The following is a 16,045-nucleotide window of genomic DNA, read 5'->3' on the forward strand; positions in this document are numbered from 1 at the left end:
GCACCTCGTTTACACCGAGGGGGTCGGGGGTTCGAACCCCTCATCGCCCACAAAACTCCTTAAGAAATTAAGGAGTTTTTTTTTGCCATTTTTCTAATTTTTATTGATTCTGGGACATGAATGAAATAGTTGAAGTAAAATCAGGTCAGGATGTAATTGACATCGTTTTTGACAAACACGTTTTATTTTTAAAAATCTCAGAACCTGTCGCTGCAGACTGGTATGATAATCATGGTACTATGGGAAAGTATTATGCATTAAATTCTAATTTTGACAGAGATTTTCTTATTGGTGAATTTAATGATGTATTACTTAACGGAAATGATGAAGATGTCAGAAATAAAGTTATTTCTTTTTTAGATCTTTTTAAATCAGGAACGTATCAGGTTGGCTTTGGTGAAAATCTTCTTAAGGATGAAGACGTTCATTATCAATATGGAAATGTCGAAAATTCCTCATTTTATTATTATTCTTTCCTGAATCATAATGATGATTTTAATTATATGTTTACACAGCCATATTCGAAAATTTCCAAAGAAAGAATTCTGTTTTATAAAGAATTAATACAATCAGGAAAAAGACCAAAGGTACTTGTAATTGGTAATAACAATTGTAATGACAATGTCTACTTTATTTTAGACGGGCATCACAAAATTTTAGCTTATTTAGATTCCGGACTTCCTTGTAGTTTTGTATATATCGAAAAAATCAGTCCTGAAGAAGAACCTGTAAAGATTAATCTTTTTAATAAATATTCTTCTATACTTACGGATTATCACAAAGACAACATATTAGAACATAATCCCATAATAAGATTTGACGACACTGAAGAGGCTCACCAATATAATACAGAGTTTAACAGATATTTAAAGAGTTTTAATTACAGTATTTCTGGAGAGGTTTTCAGACTAATCTATAAAGCAGTCTCCTCTTTAGAACTAAATGAAAAGAAGTGGGGACTTTTAAAACTGCGTATAATTGAAGAACGTTTCTGTACTGAGAATGATTTATTCCTGTACCATATTAATAATGAACACCTTTCACTTACACAAAGAAAAGTAACATCTAAAAAGGACTTTAATGATTTCATAGTTGAAACTTTTGGAAAATCTTTGGATGAAATAGAAAGAAGTATCGGAGTGACTTAACCTCAATTTCTGTAATCTTTTTTTCTTTTAAGTTTGTAACATGCCAAAATTCCTAACAACAATATAACACCAAATCCCCATAATAAATATGCTGGCGAATTGAAGGTTTTATTCTTATTTAACTTATCTGGTTCTATTTCTCTGTTTTTAGATATTTCTGTTTTAACTGCTTCTTTTTTATCCTGAACTAACCAGCTAATTTCGGGTCTTAAAGTCAATGAATTTTTATCTTGTTTTACGGCAACAAATCCCGCCAAAAATTCCATCTCATATTTCTTTCCCAGATAATCCCAAACAAAATCAGTTTTAGAAAGACCATTGTTGAATTGATTAGTCTGCAATCCTTCCATAAATTTTTCGGGTTCTCTGTCCAGATATGGATTTTCGATCATTTCCTGATCATCATTAGTCACATAAGGGAAAAACTTAATAATCCATCCCGTAATATAGGGACCGCCGCTTTCATCTTTTCTTTTAAATATGTTTGCCCAAAAATTACGATCTATTTTATTATTGGCGGCATTAACAAACTGCTCCATAATGGGGTCAAGGGCGTTTATCCACTTATCTGCCTTATATCCCTTAAACTTTTTAAGATTTTGTCTGATTTTTTGCCAGTCTTCTTTTGTTCCTTCAATATTTATTTCAGGAATACCACAGGCTGTAGCATATTCATATTCAAAATAACCGCTCATTACGTTTAACAATGTGATTTCATAAGCTGCTTTTTCTGTGGCTGTGGTAGTGCTAAATGACTGAACATATAAAGAATGTATGTCCGATTTAACATATTTAGAAATCGAATCAGCCATCACAGGAAAAGCAAGCGGCCATGGAGAATCCATGCTTCCTTTTTTAAACTCAGTACTAATAGGCTGTGTATTGACTACTAATTTCTTTTTACCATCGAATGCAACAAGCTTAGTTCGTAGTTTCTCTTTATTCATACCAACATGTGTAGAAAATCCCTGGCAGATTAATAACCAGATCATATCCGGACTTATACTTATACGGCGGTGATCAGCATAAGCAATATATAGGGAAGCAACAAATGGATGAAAATCTGTCTGAACAAACAATTCATTTCTTAGTTTAAAATCACATGCTTCAAATTCTCTTCCTGTTCTTTTTTCTATCGCTTTCACATAAGAAACTTCAGGTAACGGATTACGGGCCGGTTTAACATCCTCGCAGACTATTTTAATCTGTGCATTTAGTTTTAAAAGAGTAAACAATAAAAACAGTACAGCTATTTTCTTCATTCGGTTTTAATTATATAATTGCTTTCTTTAATGTTTGTGTTTATAAAACAGCCAGTATAACATTACTAATCCTAACAAATGTTTCTTCAAACTTAATAAAAAATAGTTTACAGAATTTTTATAAAAAACTTCCTAAAACTAAGAAACTTTTCTTATTCCCTTTTCTAACAATAGTTTTAAGTATAGTTTTGTGATAGATAGCGCTTATTATTAAACAATTAATAGAATAGAGTGGGGATTCATAGGCAGTTAGTAAACAATCTGCGCTTTTTATGATTAAAAATAAATATCTAAATTGTATCAAAAAATAAAATATGTCAAGCAGTTTCATAAATATTGAAAAAAAAGGTTTTTGGGCAAAGGATGCTTTTGTAGAAGCAATGCAGCTCTGTTTAATACATGAAATTGAAAACCTGAATATAGATGATACAGAATGGATTCAGGAGTTTAAAACAGCTTTGGCATTTCAGTCTCTGCCTATGATTTATGGCGGAATGTCTATGGAACTGGAAGAGTTTCTTATTGATGATGAAAGAAAAGCAGTCATAATGGAACTGATTGAATTGATAATTGAAAAAATTGATGCTACAGATCAGTATATAACCGGATCAAATCTTCATAAAATGAGAGAGAGGGCTGTACATATACTTTCTGAAGCAGGCGAAATAGAATTCAATAATCCGGATGAAATGGAAAAAACTATAAATAGTTCCGGATGGGATTTATCAGATGGGATAGCAAGTGTTAAAAACAGATACCAGCATGCCTTCAAACTTCTAAAGATGTTAATAAATGGTGAAATGGAAACGACCGCTTCTTCGCCTGAAACGTATTGGAATTACTAATATTTAAAGCTGTTTATAGCCGGCACAATCAATTAAAAATAGTTTTTTAATCCTGCTTTTAATTTATGCATCTGCCTTCTTACATTTGAAAAAAAACATTATTTTATTATGATTCCCTTAAAAGAAACTTTTGAAAGCTTAAAATACTGCAGCACCACATTACAAAGAAATTTTGTTAAGTTTTTACTGAGAGAAACAGCGAATACACAGTATGATCCTCTGGATAGCGAACTAATTTCAGAAAGATTAGATTTTGTAAATAAAGTAATCCCTTTTTGCCTGGAAGTACTGGATCAAAATTTTGACGCCATAGAAAAGATAGAAGCTCTGTTTTTCCAGTTTTACACTAAATCTCCGGCATCCAAAAACTTTATTGAAATTTTGTATGCAAATTTATCTGCCGAGCTTTCAAAGGATCCTGTCTCATGGGATTATGAAATGGATATAGAACCAATAGACCGGTATGTGATAATCCGGGATCTGATACCGTTTACTTTTCCCGATAATGTTGATGCCTTAAGAAGAGAAAGGTATTCCAGTACACCTGATAAAAAATTCAATGCTATAAAACAGGAGTTTCATTCACTTGTTTTAGAGCGAAATAACCCAAATATCATTTCGGTTGGCGTTTCACGCAATTACGGAAATGTAAACCTTCCAAAAGTGTATGATATTATTTTCGACACCCACGATTTATCGAAATTTACAGAACAAAAAACTATAGTAAAATGGGCCATTAACTATCGTGATATTTTTCATACTGATTTATGGAGAGGACATCACTCTCACTGCTTAATTGAAATTATAGGTGATATTCCCGAAATATTTAATGAATTACCTTTAAACGGCGTAACAGAACATCACGGAATTGGACTTTGTACGAAATATGACTGGCAGTTTATACAAAAGAAATCGAATAAAAGGTACTAATTACCTGTTTTTATTCCAGTTTTACTTTTGCTGATATTTGGTTTACGACATCATAAATCATTCTTTCTTTTTCTTCAAAATTAGCTCCGCTCTCCCTGGACACACTTATTTCCCAGGAGTCACTTAACCAGTATTTTAATTTTCCGTTTTCATCAAATACAAATTTAGCCAGTTCTTCCCAGTCGCTGCACCATAATTTACCATTGATAAAATACAAACCAAACATTCCCGTAAATTCTCCTCCGTCATCCGTAACACCATATTTTACTTTAATAAGCTGTTTATGATCATCATACCAAACCATAACAGGAGTGTTTTCTATTTCATTTAATGTAATTTTGGTTTCTGTTTTATTGGAATGATCAGCTTTAGTATTTATTGCTATTATTCTTTGTCTGAATAGTTTGATTGTATCAGCATTGTAAAATCCGGATTCTTTATCAGTTGATACATTAACAACTGGAGCCGGAACACTGTCCTTTTTCAGATTAGTTACCGTTTCCTCTTTGATGGTTTCTTTTGTTTGATTTTTAGCGCATGAAACGATGAGAATACTGAGTGTGATTGCTATGAATATATTTTTCATGTAATGGTTTGATTTATACTTTATGTTTTTTATTTTAAATAACGGTCAATTTCGTCAGAATCATTATCACCAGGAATTAAATGTATTATAACAGGTGTTTTTCCCTTTTTATACAAGAGCGCACTTACAAGTGAAGAATTGTTTATTTTACCTTTGGTATCAACCAGAATAGTTTGGTTATTTTCAATTATAAACTCCAGACATCTCTTTTGGGGAGAATAGGTTTTTATACCTTTTTTTTCAAAATATGTTCTTAGTTCACTAGCGTAAAAACCCCAGTCGTCCATAGCCGTAAAATAACCTTCTGCTTCTTCTGAATTTTCATCCTCAAAGTTTTTTGTCTCAGGACTAAACAGAATTAATTGAGTAGTCTGAACTGCTTCAATAGTATTTGCTTTTCTGTCTTTCGGTGTTGTAAACGAAACCAGCTGCTGCCTGCTCTTTACAGGTTTTCCTTTTAAAATTATCCAGTCCGGATTGATAAATCCAAGATCATCAAAAAAATAAAGAGTGTCCTTGTTTTCAATAATATAATCATCAAAATCCTTGTATGTGCCATCAGGACCCGCTGCCTTAAGTAATTCTTCTACAAAATCACCATCGGTATCAAACCTGGCCTGTGACCTTCTTTCGCCGTTTTTCATATATAAAACCGAACCGCCGTTGGCCACAAATAAATGATTGATATTTTTCTTTTCGTCAGGGTAGTTCACTTTTTGTACAGCATTTGTCTCAGGCAGGGGAAGAGGTTTGTTCTCGTTAACCGGTTCCTCATTCTTTTTGCAGGACGACAACAGTAAAGTGCCAATAAACAGTAAAACTATTGGTTTCATTATTAGGATCTTATTTGGTTTCAATCTTTTTTAATTCAGTGTACATCTCATTCAAGAAGTGCTGCTGTTCTGCATTGTCTTTAAAATAACGCTGATACAACACACTACAGCTTTCCACATCAGCGATATTGTCTTTGTTAAAGGACCAGTCATCTTTATTTTTAATCGTGATTCCCAAACCATCGCTGCAGCTTTGCCACATTTTAGAAAATTTCGTTCTTTTATCCTCACTTAATTTACTAAAATCTGCATAAACTGTATAACCCCGCATTTCCGAATTAAAAAACTGATCGATAGAAGTCACAGGAACACCACCCCAGTTTATCGTTTGTTCCTGAGGCAGCTTTATACTGGTAAGCCGCTGTTCGCTCATTTTATGATCTTGTTTTCCCGATACAAAAAAGTGTTCATTATAAGTTAATCTTGTACCTTTTGGAACCATTATCTTTTTAATTATCATAGGTTCTGTCGTTATAAAATAAGGATAATCCGGAGCTGAATTTCCTCCTGTAGGATTCATATTTCCTATACATCCTGTTAAAACCAGGCCCAGCAGGGATGCAAAAGGGGTGAAGAGTTTCATACGTGTTTTTGCGTTTAGTTCTTTCCGCCGTAAGGAGCCGGCATTCTTTCTGTTTTGATATACCGGTCAGAAACAGTGTCCGTATCAATTCCTTTCATTTCATCTTTTACTTCACGAAGCCAGCCGTTTTTGTCAGGAACATAATAGTTTATCATTCTGCCGCCGTGATACGGATCATAATAATCAACAGTCACAACCAGGGTATCTCTTTTTACTTTGTAGATTCCTTCTCTTGCAATTTTGCCCTTTATGGTAGCATATTTTTGTGCCGTTCGGGCACCTGCAACAGACTTAGTGTTTTTAAATGTAAAATCGTACCAGATTAAAGTATCCTGTGGTGTTTGTTCAGACATCACTTTTTTCTCATATCTGAGATAAACATCATAGGTATGTCCTTTGATTTTAATAGTTTCAATCCGCTTTTCCTGTATTGGAACAGTAGTAGAAACAGCAGGTCTTACTATTGTTTTATTAGTTTTCTTTTGCTGTGAATAAACGGCAGTTATACTTAAAAAAAAGACTACTATAAAAGTGTTTTTCATAATTGAATCCTGTTCCTCTTTTAAACTTCTTTATTAATTGGGAATTCTGTTTAAGCTAATATAGAAAATATCTTTAAAACAAACTAAAAGATAAATTTCTTAATTTTAAGAAGCTGTTTATCCATTTAAAATTAAAGCTTATGAAAACCAGAATGATTTGGAGCAATCTTGTCTCTCATGATATACAAAAAACAATACAGTTTTATACTGCTTTAGGTTTTAGACAAAACGGAAAAGAAACTAATGAACTGGTTAGTTTTTCCTTCGCAGAGAGTAATTTTATCATTAACTTTTTTACTCCCGCAAGATTCGAGTGGGCATTAAAAGGAAATATCACCGATACCAGAACCGAAAATGAAACCATATTTTCTTTATCAGCAGACAGCAGGGAGGAAGTAGATCTTTGGTTCAAAAAAGTAAAAGAAGCCGGAGGTACTATTTTTTCTCAGCCGGAAAATTTTGAAGCGGGTTACACTTTTGGTTTTACCGATCCGGACGGACATAAATTTAATTTTTTATACTGGCCCGGAATGTAGCGCTTATAGCAAAAGCTCCAAAGTACATCTAACTTTGGAGCTTTTATTTTATTTAACCGGAATACAAAAATCCACAATACATCTTTTTTGAGGATGCTCCTGAAAGTTGTTATGATAAATCTCGTAAGGATTTAGATTTTCTTTTGTATATCCGTTTTCATTCATCCACATAAAAAGACCACTCCATGCTTTTTCAAACTCGTCGATTCCTATTTCAAAACGGCCAACTATACATTTTCCTTTTTTGACAACAGTTAATCCAATTTCTCCTGAAATTTCTGTGTTTTCGGGTACAGAAATACAGGCACTCATCCTGACTTTATCCGGATTGGTAATTTTAAAGCTGTCATGATAAATTGTAACAACTTTCAAATCTTTATTTTCCATAAAACCTTTTGGACCGGCCCATTTTATTAATTTAGAATAGGCTGTTTCCATTCCTTTATGACCAATCTGCGTGATAAAGGCCAGATTCAGTTCCGGCATTTCTCTGACTTCAATTTTTGCATTCATTTTAATCCAGTTTAAATGATTATTAATCCTGCAAATATATTCGTCATTCATTGCGCCGTCTTGTCCGTTCTTGCTTTCCGTTTGACCAATCTTGCTAAATTTATCGGGGTAAATTTCTCTGAATTCGGTAGGACTTATTCCGTAAAACTTTTTAAAAGTTCTGGTAAACGATGAATTGCTGTTGAAACCGTATTGCAATGAAAGCTCTGTTATCGTTGTTTCTCTTTTATGCAGAAGTATACCAGCTGTCTTCTCAACTCTTTTCCTTGTAATATAGCCGTTTACTGTTTCGTTTGTAATCGTTTTAAAAATGCGGTGCAGATGGAAAGTAGAATAAGAACCAATACTGGCAATGGCCTCTAAAGACAATTCCTTATCCAGATTTTCATCTATATATTTAAAAATCGCATTGATTCTTTTTATATAATCGTTCTTTATTTCCTGTTTTTCCATTTCATTACTATTAAAATATCAGCGATACTTTTTCCACCATAACAAAAAATAATCCCTGCTTGCGATAAACTTTCTCCGATCGATCATGTCCGGAAACATTTTCAGAAAATAATCCGGATTATACGATTGAATCTTTCTGCGGTTATTTGGAGTTATAATATCGAAAACATAGGTCGTCCCATCTGTGATGACAGCTTTCTTCCTGATAGTATCACCGTTTTCAATATACGTTTTTATAATCCTTGACTGGTTCAGAGAGTCATTTTCTAATTTCCAAAAATTATTTTCATTTAGTTCTGCCATTAAAAGTTTTACATGAGACCGTTTAACCTTCTTTTCACTTAGAAAAGTGCCCGTTTTTATAGTCTTCTCTTTTATTTCTCCTTTTTTAGTTTTGGTATACTGAGTAAAATAGTCTGAATACGTCCAGCTTTTCCATTTCCCTTTATTCATGCCCAGAATCCTGTATTGTTTTGAGCAGCACTGATCAGAATAAACCAGAACAAATTCATAATCTTTCAAAAAGGTTCTTAATAAAGGGGTATTAACAGAGTCCTTTTGCTTATAATTGCTTTTAAAATCAGGAATTTGACCATACATTTTTGCCACTATAAAAATCAAAATCCAATATCCTTTTTTCAGCATGCTTTATCCATATTTATTCTAAAAACTCAATTTTTATTTCAAAATTTTCATACGATCGCTGAAGGTTATCATCCGCACAATTTAAATCAGATAAATTATCCCCGATTTCCAGAGCAAGGAGTTTTCTTAGTTTTTAATCATTTATTTCCACTATTTCCCAGTCTGTTTCCCATGTTTTGATCATAATCAGATTTAAATCGATACAACCTTTTTCGCCTTTTACAATAAAATTATAATCCGCCTGACCTTCGCTTCCTTCTGAATTAGAGGATACTGATATTCCGCCGACAGGAGTTAAAACAACACTTTCGATTATCCCTACTTTATTCTTGATTGTCTTGTCTTTATAAATAAAATTTTCTGCTGTTTTGTATGAATCTGCCTTACTTAACAAAACATAACCCAGACATTGAACGAACAATATGAAAACCGAAAATCCAATTATGATTTTCTGCAAAATAGTCTTTTTATGCTCTGTTTTATTCCTTTTTATCTGAGCTGCCGAAATGCTGATCACAGTAACCAGCAGCATTATCCAGCCAATAGTTTTGCTTTCCCAGAAGAAATATAAGTGAAGTATTCTGGACAAATACCCATAAATTAACAAGGAGGCTGTAATAGCCGTTAATCCCTGATTAAACCTGCTTAAATTATTAAAAAATTTCTCCATTTAATTTTCAGTCAATTCGATATCCATCGTTTTGATCAGTCCGTCCTGAAACGTATAAATATGTTTTACGAATCCGTCAAACATAAGACCACCATTAAGGTCTTTTACAATTTGATGTACTTTAACTTCCAGTCTGTCGTTTTCTCTTTCTGTAAAACCAGCAGGTTCAACTTTAGGATTGATTTCTGTCCATTGTCTGGTCCAGTACTGTTTAATTTCATCATGTCCGCTGATATAACCGCCTTCCCAGGCTTTTGACCATTGTACGTCTGGCTGCATAGCCGATAAGGCTTTGTCTATATCTCTTTCGTTAAAAGCAGAGTAGGCTTTGTGAATTAAGTTTTCGTATGGATTTGCCATTTCTTAAAATTTAAAAGTAAGACGTGATTTTTAGTACAGATACCGCAATAATTGATGCTATAACCACAAGTATAATATAACTGCTGTTTTTGGTCTTATTATCGACATTCTTGTTTCTGATAATTTTAATAAAAGATCTTCCTAAAACAAAAGTTACAATTAAACCACATATACTTACAATGGTCTTATCTGCAGAAATATATACTCCTGCCATACAGAGAAGGTTTAGAATGGTAATATGAATTGCATATTTTTCTTCGAATGAAGCTTTTTTAATTTGTTCCATGGATCTGATTCGTCTTATTAAGTTTAATAAAGAGTATTTGGGTTTATAAAATCAAGACGAAAATAGGAAAAAGACAGCTAAATTCTATAGCATTATTGCTCTAAAAAAAATCATTCTATTTTAAACTTCCTGTTTTTACAGTCAATAATCAGTTTATGATCTATAAAGAGAGCATTTCCAATCATTCCCTGCATTCCGGATCGTTTCATTAAAAAAGTCTGCATTTTTGAAACCCCTTCAATATAAGTCACTTCTGAAATTTTTAGTCTGGTATTTCCCAGTTGAAGACTCTGACTGGCCGGAGCCGAAATTACTTTTAATACATTTCCCCATGAATTTCCTTTTTCAGTTTTTAGGGTACCTTTTATATCCCGATATTTATTCCATTCTTCTTTGTTTACAATCAGTTCATAACCGCTGGTACCGGAATCATAAAGCAGTTTTAAATTCTGATGGCCAATTTGGGCAGGAAACAGAAGTCTGCGCTTTTTAAACTCAAAATCAAAAGATCCGCTTGTAAGCTGCGTTTCAATAAAAGAACAGGTTTGGTTTCTAAAATCAAGTTCAGCGGTTCTTTTCTCCAGTAAATCAGTCCCAATCGTCCCCAGTATGTTTACAGCATCCGGTTTTTCCACGTTGATATTTTCACCGTAATTCAATGTTTCAAAACCTGCAGAAGAAACGGTCAGATTTCCAATACTGAATTCCAGAGCGACATTTCCTGATTCATCATCATTCGGAATTATTTCTGTAAAATGTTTCTGAAGAGATTCCAGCGTTTTTTTATAAAATACAGTTACAGGTGATCCAAAATCTAACTGCATATAAAAAGTCTTCTGAAAGCCTTTAACATGCATGGGCAGGAGCAGGGCCGAATACGCGCTGCCATTGTCCGAAATCCATTTCAAAGGGATTTCTTCAGCTTTTCCCGAAACCTGAAGGTAATTAGCGGGCGGACTGAATTTCTTATCGAAATAAAAATAACTTCCAATTAATAAAAAGGCAGCAACGGCTAAAAAAGCCCAGACGATTTTCTTTAGTGTTTTCATTACAATTTTTTATGCAATATTGCGAATTGTAATGCAGATAAGATTTAAAATGAATATGACATTTATACGTCAATTTAAATTCACATATTACAAAATACTGTATTTCAACTTTATAACTAAATCTGATTTCTGGGTTAAAGCTGCCGCATTCTTAAAAACAATAAAAAGATTGAGCACTTTCATAACTACCAAAAAAACGATAAATAAAGGAAAACTCATAGAAAATACTTTTTGAAGAAAAGGACTTACTATCATTAAAGTCCCCAGAATAAAGGTATACAGAAACTGAACGGTCACAATACTTTTTCCAAGCTCCTTTGCTTTAGCATCTTTAGATCTATAAGTGAGAACAGCAGGAAAGATGATATTGCCAAACGGAATCAACAGCGAAGACAAAATCGAAAAGTTAATTAGTTTGGCGCGTTTTATTTCGGGATCGAGTTCTGAACCTGAAATCAGGTTTTCGGGGGCTGTATCAAATGCTTTTGCCAATGCTTTAAGTGTAAAACCTTTGGGAATATTTCCGGCTTCGATTCGCTGTATCGTTCGCAGGGAAAGACCGGATTTCACAGCAAGTTCAGTCTGAGTAAGATGTTTTTCTTCTCTCCATATTTGAACTTTTGTTTTCATTTTTACTTTTGGTTATTTTGAATATCGTATTTTAATCTGTGGCTTTCTGTACTATTTATACATCCCATTTTAAATATTCCAAATGCAGGTATGTTTCGGCAAAACCCGATCTTTCTGCCCCGTTGTATCCCGCATCACTAAACAGGAAGTGCACATCTTCATAAAGATCCAGAAATTTATGATGCTCTGACAGTTTCTGCCCATTCTCCGGATAACTGAAGTTTTTCTCAGATGGAAACTTTTCACCATAATTGCGGTACATTATAATATCATTGTGTTCCAAAAATGATTTTTGATAAATCTCCCTGACAACAGCACCTTCTTTTAGAACCAATACTCTTACGTCGCCAGAGCTGGTCTGTTCATAGCCAAAAAGAACAGTAGTAGTAAAATCCTTCGAAATTTTAAGTAAAAAGTCATCATGCTCTACCACAGATTTTTGAAAATCCAGATCCATTTCGATCCAGCCTTCTATATAACTGTCAGACAAAATAAAAGCATAATTCATCTCATCCAGAAAAACTTCCCGGTATTCATAATCATATTCTGCAGTCCGGCCTATTGGATAATATTCTTTTATTCGCTTTACAAGGGTTTCCTTTTCAATGTTTTGTATTAAGACTGTTCTGCGTGTTGCCATGTTTTTATTGTGTCTTTTTCAATTATCTTTTAGATTTTCTCCACTGCTCCAGACTCATCAGTTTTTTGTTCTTCGGATTAAAAAATTTTATTTCAAAGGTTTCCAGATATACGTAGTAGTTAATGTCTTCTTTTTCTTTAAAATCAACCCTGACCCAGTAGTAATTTTGATCATTCATTTGAGGAGAATCTAAAATAGAAACACCGTACCAGTCTTTACTTTCAGGAAGATTTTGTATCAGATCAAATATTTTTGTCCTGTTTTTATTATCGGAGTCTGCTGTTTCAAAAGCTGGATTTCCTGTTGGAAAATAAATCTCATTTAAGAGCTTTGGATTGTCCTTACTAATTTCATTCAGCCTGTCTACAGCAAGTTTATAATAGGCGTAGTGTTTAACCGATTTATCTTTTTTGATTTCATCATAAATTTTGAGTGCATTCGTTTTATTTCCAACACATTCGTAATAATTAGCCAGTGCATAATCATATAAATACCAGCCTTTGCCAATACTGTCAATAAATGATTCTGCCTTTTTATACTCTTTTAGCTTAATATAGTTGGCGGCATAAGCAGCAGCCTGATCTCCCTGTCTGTATTCCTGGGTATTTAATTCTGCTAAAGAGTTTTTATACTGCTGCGTTTTATAGAATACTTCAGCTTTTAAATAATGAAGATCAGACTGCACATTCCTTATAATCTGTGCCTTATATTTATCTGTTTCATTTTCACTGGCCTTCAATAGACTATCTGCCTTTTTTATAACCTCCTGCGGATTTTTTTCTGATTCTTTGTATAAATGAACGAGCTCTTTATTAAACTTACTCAGTTCTGCAGAAATTTTATCCATTTCTTTATGAATTTCAGCATGGTCTGTGCTTAATTCCATTGGAATATCCTTATCACTTTTTTTACATGACAGGACAACAATTATGGTAAATACTAAGAGAGTAGTCTTTTTCATCCGGTTTTAATTATCAGAAACAAACTTTTTAGGAATCATCAGATCACTTTCGCTTAAAGTATACTGAATATCAGGATAAACAAAATCCATAGCATAATTTTCCTGTCCCCTTAAGGAGTAAAATTCCTTTTTCTGATTTTCATTAGCTAGTGTTAAGGTTTCACCATTAGAAAAACACGGCTTTCCGCTATCAAAGTTTATTAAGGTTCTGGACTTTCTAAACGTAATTCCAAGCCATTTACCGGATGTTGCCGCTTGTTTAGGAACAGATTCCAGTACAATCTTATGCAGAAAACGGGTATTGGACTCAACTGAAAATAAAATCACGGAATTATGTGTCAAAACAATATCAAATTCTTCATCGGTTGTTTTGTCTTTTATTTTGAGCTTTCGCAGGTGATGTTCTGATAATTCTTCGGGGTTTTCATAACAGCTAAAAAGAGCGATATAAGAATCTTTGTCCAGATCCAGTGCCTGATCTGAATGATACTTCATAGTGGCATAGCTCGAATCGTAAATTTCGATCAGGGCATTATTAAAATCAGGTTTGGGAAGATGATGTGCAGAACCTTCATCCTGAATAATGGTATTTAGACTTTCGATTATCTCACGATGTACGCTCAGGAAAGGATTGGCCGGAATGGTATAGATAGTCGTAGTCCTTACAATAGGAACGCCTTTATCACTTACATCCGTCAGATGATTTCCCAGTCTGCCTTTTCCGGTAACTTCAAAATCAGCCGACTGCTGTAATTCATCAAATAAATTATTTTCAAAAGGAAGTATAATTTTATAAAAATTAAGATCGCTCATTCTTAGATTCTAATAAATTGGTTTTTCATAATCACCTGCATTCATACTAAAATGTACTTTACCGTATTCGACCTGCTTTTCCGTCATGTTTTCTTCATAATAGGAATCCCTTAGAGTGCTCATCATTTCCGGTGTCATTTCTTCCAGTTTAATCAGACTGCCATTTTCTTTAATAAAAGTCTGATTGTCCATATAAACAGCCTCTACATTTGAACAGCGGGCTACATATCCCATTCTAATCGGGATTTGATCTACATTTAGAACAGACGGCCTGATTTCATGCGTATAAAGCCTGTTGGTTGATAACGGAATCAAAAAGGCAGAATTAGGATATAAAGTAACACTAAACTCCTTTGCTAAACCAGCATCGGTAACCGTGTTCTTTAATTTAAAATGCAATCTGGTCAATCCGCTCGTTTCTTTATAACACCAGTCATAACGGTCTTTTTTAGATGGTTTCAGCTGATCAAAATTAGATTTATCATAAAAGGTACAAAAGGCAATAAGCCCTTCTTTGGGCATATCTTTCGTTTTATCGGAATGTGCCTTTATTTTTGATTTTACTTCTTTCGAATTCTCTTCTGATTTTAGTTTGTTCTCATAAATCTGAACCAATACATGATTCAATTCGGTTTCTTTTTCAAAAGTTTCTGCAACCGCACTATTTAATGCATTCATGATATAATGGTCGGTTTCACGGAAATTATCCGTTGGGCCGGTAAAATTACTCGAACATCTTAAAAGATTGAAATGCAGTTTTTCTGTATCGGTTTCCTCTTTAATAACCTCACTCAGATAAATTCCTGTTCGTAAAGCCTGAGAACCTTTGTTCGATTCAGTCAGATTCTGAAACAAATGCTCTGATTTAATCGTGTTGAAATGATCTTCGCCTGTAAACATTTCTCTAAAATACACACCGGCATTGCTTATTATAACCGGAACCTGTCCCAGTCTAACAAGCTGCAGTTCTAAACCTGTACCATTTTCATAATTCACAGAAAGCTCTTCTATAACATGAAAAGTAAAACTATTGTCCTGAAGCAGCTCCAGATTACCGCAGACATATATTTTTTTATCCTTCAGCGGAATCTGAACTTCAGAAAGATTCTTAACTGTAATCCCGCAGAAATGAGATATCAGATACTCTAATTCTGAGCCTGTTTCAATGGTTTCCTGTAAAACAAGAAGTATGTTTTTATCTTTTGAAATGCTGTTTTCAGTAGGTTTTGAGGTCATTTTTATTTTTTAATTTAATAGTAATAGTAGAAAATCTCTTTTTGGAGTTCTTAATAAACGGGTTCCCAAAGCTCAATTTTATTGCCTTCGGTATCCATAATATGTACAAACTTACCATATTCATAGGTTTCAATATCGTCCAGAATCGTAACTCCGTTTGCTCTTAGTTTTTCCAACAGTGCTTCGATATTCTGAACCCGGTAATTAACCATAAACTCCTTTTTTGAAGGCGAAAAATATTCATCTCCTTTTTTAAACGGACACCATTGTGTAGATTCTATCTGTTCCGGATTGTCCAGATTTCTTGATTCAAAACTTGCCGAACCCCAGTCGTTGATTTCTAATCCTAAATTCTTAGCATACCAGTCTTTAGTTTCTTTTGGGTTTTCAAGAAAAAAGAATATCCCGCCAATTCCGGTTACCTTTGGCGTAACATCTGATTGATTTTGTGAATTTTCCATAAGTTTTTTTTAGTAAATCGGTTAGTTTTATGTCACTAAGATAGAATTATTTTCTTCATTCGC

21 protein-coding genes are annotated in these 16,045 nt (G+C 33.6%); 4 read left to right on the forward strand and 17 right to left on the reverse strand.

Annotated features, from left to right (window positions below):
* Window positions 1–116: 116 nt before the first annotated feature.
* On the forward strand, window positions 117–1,148 hold the full coding sequence (locus ACODST_RS01900; protein WP_488930423.1) for a hypothetical protein: 1,032 nt from the start codon (window positions 117–119) through the stop codon (window positions 1,146–1,148).
* A gap of 2 nt (window positions 1,149–1,150) precedes the next feature.
* Here the strand turns inward: ACODST_RS01900 and ACODST_RS01905 are convergent, their stop codons facing one another.
* Entirely contained in the window at window positions 1,151–2,410 is a 1,260-nt protein-coding gene (locus ACODST_RS01905) for a DUF4419 domain-containing protein (RefSeq protein WP_488930424.1), read from the reverse strand.
* A gap of 314 nt (window positions 2,411–2,724) precedes the next feature.
* Here ACODST_RS01905 and ACODST_RS01910 point away from each other — a divergent pair, with 314 nt between their 5' ends.
* On the forward strand, window positions 2,725–3,255 hold the full coding sequence (locus ACODST_RS01910; protein WP_488930425.1) for a hypothetical protein: 531 nt from the start codon (window positions 2,725–2,727) through the stop codon (window positions 3,253–3,255).
* A 108-nt stretch (window positions 3,256–3,363) separates the two neighbouring features.
* Window positions 3,364–4,185, forward strand: coding sequence for a hypothetical protein (locus ACODST_RS01915; RefSeq protein WP_488930426.1), 822 nt, complete (start codon window positions 3,364–3,366; stop codon window positions 4,183–4,185).
* 10 nt (window positions 4,186–4,195) lie between these two features.
* Here ACODST_RS01915 and ACODST_RS01920 read toward each other — a convergent pair whose 3' ends face one another.
* Genes ACODST_RS01920 through ACODST_RS01935 form a run of 4 tightly spaced genes read right to left on the reverse strand, consistent with a single transcriptional unit; the run spans window position 4,196 to window position 6,729 of the window.
* Window positions 4,196–4,771 carry a hypothetical protein gene (locus tag ACODST_RS01920; RefSeq protein WP_488930427.1) on the reverse strand — a complete coding sequence of 192 codons (576 nt, stop codon included), beginning with the start codon at window positions 4,769–4,771 and terminating at the stop codon, window positions 4,196–4,198.
* A 29-nt stretch (window positions 4,772–4,800) separates the two neighbouring features.
* Complete coding sequence (locus ACODST_RS01925) at window positions 4,801–5,604, reverse strand: hypothetical protein (protein ID WP_488930428.1); 804 nt, start codon at window positions 5,602–5,604, stop codon at window positions 4,801–4,803.
* 10 nt (window positions 5,605–5,614) lie between these two features.
* Complete coding sequence (locus ACODST_RS01930) at window positions 5,615–6,187, reverse strand: hypothetical protein (RefSeq protein WP_488930429.1); 573 nt, start codon at window positions 6,185–6,187, stop codon at window positions 5,615–5,617.
* Window positions 6,188–6,201: 14 nt separating this feature from the next.
* On the reverse strand, window positions 6,202–6,729 hold the full coding sequence (locus ACODST_RS01935; RefSeq protein WP_488930430.1) for a hypothetical protein: 528 nt from the start codon (window positions 6,727–6,729) through the stop codon (window positions 6,202–6,204).
* A gap of 140 nt (window positions 6,730–6,869) precedes the next feature.
* Here ACODST_RS01935 and ACODST_RS01940 point away from each other — a divergent pair, with 140 nt between their 5' ends.
* Entirely contained in the window at window positions 6,870–7,265 is a 396-nt protein-coding gene (locus ACODST_RS01940) for a VOC family protein (RefSeq protein ID WP_488930431.1), read from the forward strand.
* 48 nt (window positions 7,266–7,313) lie between these two features.
* On the opposite strand, the gene ACODST_RS01945 is transcribed toward ACODST_RS01940, so the two are convergent.
* The 12 genes from ACODST_RS01945 to ACODST_RS02000 all read right to left on the reverse strand — a co-directional run bounded on the left by ACODST_RS01945 (window position 7,314) and on the right by ACODST_RS02000 (window position 15,982).
* On the reverse strand, window positions 7,314–8,231 hold the full coding sequence (locus ACODST_RS01945; RefSeq protein ID WP_488930432.1) for an AraC family transcriptional regulator: 918 nt from the start codon (window positions 8,229–8,231) through the stop codon (window positions 7,314–7,316).
* An 18-nt stretch (window positions 8,232–8,249) separates the two neighbouring features.
* On the reverse strand, window positions 8,250–8,876 hold the full coding sequence (locus ACODST_RS01950) for a hypothetical protein (protein WP_488930433.1): 627 nt from the start codon (window positions 8,874–8,876) through the stop codon (window positions 8,250–8,252).
* Between the two features lie 133 nt (window positions 8,877–9,009).
* Window positions 9,010–9,546, reverse strand: a complete 537-nt coding sequence (locus ACODST_RS01955; RefSeq protein WP_488930434.1) for a hypothetical protein — start codon at window positions 9,544–9,546, stop codon at window positions 9,010–9,012.
* Window positions 9,547–9,906 (reverse strand): nuclear transport factor 2 family protein, encoded by a 360-nt coding sequence (locus ACODST_RS01960; protein ID WP_488930435.1) that lies wholly within the window; start codon window positions 9,904–9,906, stop codon window positions 9,547–9,549.
* 10 nt (window positions 9,907–9,916) lie between these two features.
* Complete coding sequence (locus ACODST_RS01965; RefSeq protein WP_488930436.1) at window positions 9,917–10,192, reverse strand: hypothetical protein; 276 nt, start codon at window positions 10,190–10,192, stop codon at window positions 9,917–9,919.
* Between the two features lie 110 nt (window positions 10,193–10,302).
* A complete protein-coding gene (locus ACODST_RS01970; RefSeq protein WP_488930437.1) occupies window positions 10,303–11,241 on the reverse strand; it encodes a hypothetical protein in 939 nt (312 codons plus the stop codon).
* 87 nt (window positions 11,242–11,328) lie between these two features.
* On the reverse strand, window positions 11,329–11,871 hold the full coding sequence (locus ACODST_RS01975) for a helix-turn-helix domain-containing protein (protein WP_488930438.1): 543 nt from the start codon (window positions 11,869–11,871) through the stop codon (window positions 11,329–11,331).
* A gap of 55 nt (window positions 11,872–11,926) precedes the next feature.
* A complete protein-coding gene (locus tag ACODST_RS01980) occupies window positions 11,927–12,511 on the reverse strand; it encodes a hypothetical protein (protein WP_488930439.1) in 585 nt (194 codons plus the stop codon).
* 22 nt (window positions 12,512–12,533) lie between these two features.
* Entirely contained in the window at window positions 12,534–13,472 is a 939-nt protein-coding gene (locus ACODST_RS01985) for a hypothetical protein (RefSeq protein WP_488930440.1), read from the reverse strand.
* Window positions 13,473–13,478: 6 nt separating this feature from the next.
* The gene (locus tag ACODST_RS01990) at window positions 13,479–14,285 is read right to left on the reverse strand and encodes an alpha-ketoglutarate-dependent dioxygenase AlkB (protein ID WP_488930441.1); all 807 of its coding nucleotides are present in this window, start codon (window positions 14,283–14,285) and stop codon (window positions 13,479–13,481) included.
* Between the two features lie 9 nt (window positions 14,286–14,294).
* Window positions 14,295–15,521 carry a hypothetical protein gene (locus tag ACODST_RS01995; RefSeq protein ID WP_488930442.1) on the reverse strand — a complete coding sequence of 409 codons (1,227 nt, stop codon included), beginning with the start codon at window positions 15,519–15,521 and terminating at the stop codon, window positions 14,295–14,297.
* A gap of 50 nt (window positions 15,522–15,571) precedes the next feature.
* Window positions 15,572–15,982: a VOC family protein gene (locus tag ACODST_RS02000; protein WP_488930443.1), complete on the reverse strand. Its 411-nt coding sequence runs from the start codon at window positions 15,980–15,982 to the stop codon at window positions 15,572–15,574.
* Window positions 15,983–16,045: the final 63 nt, after the last annotated feature.

The sequence above is a fragment of the Flavobacterium sp. FG19 genome (assembly GCF_057809475.1).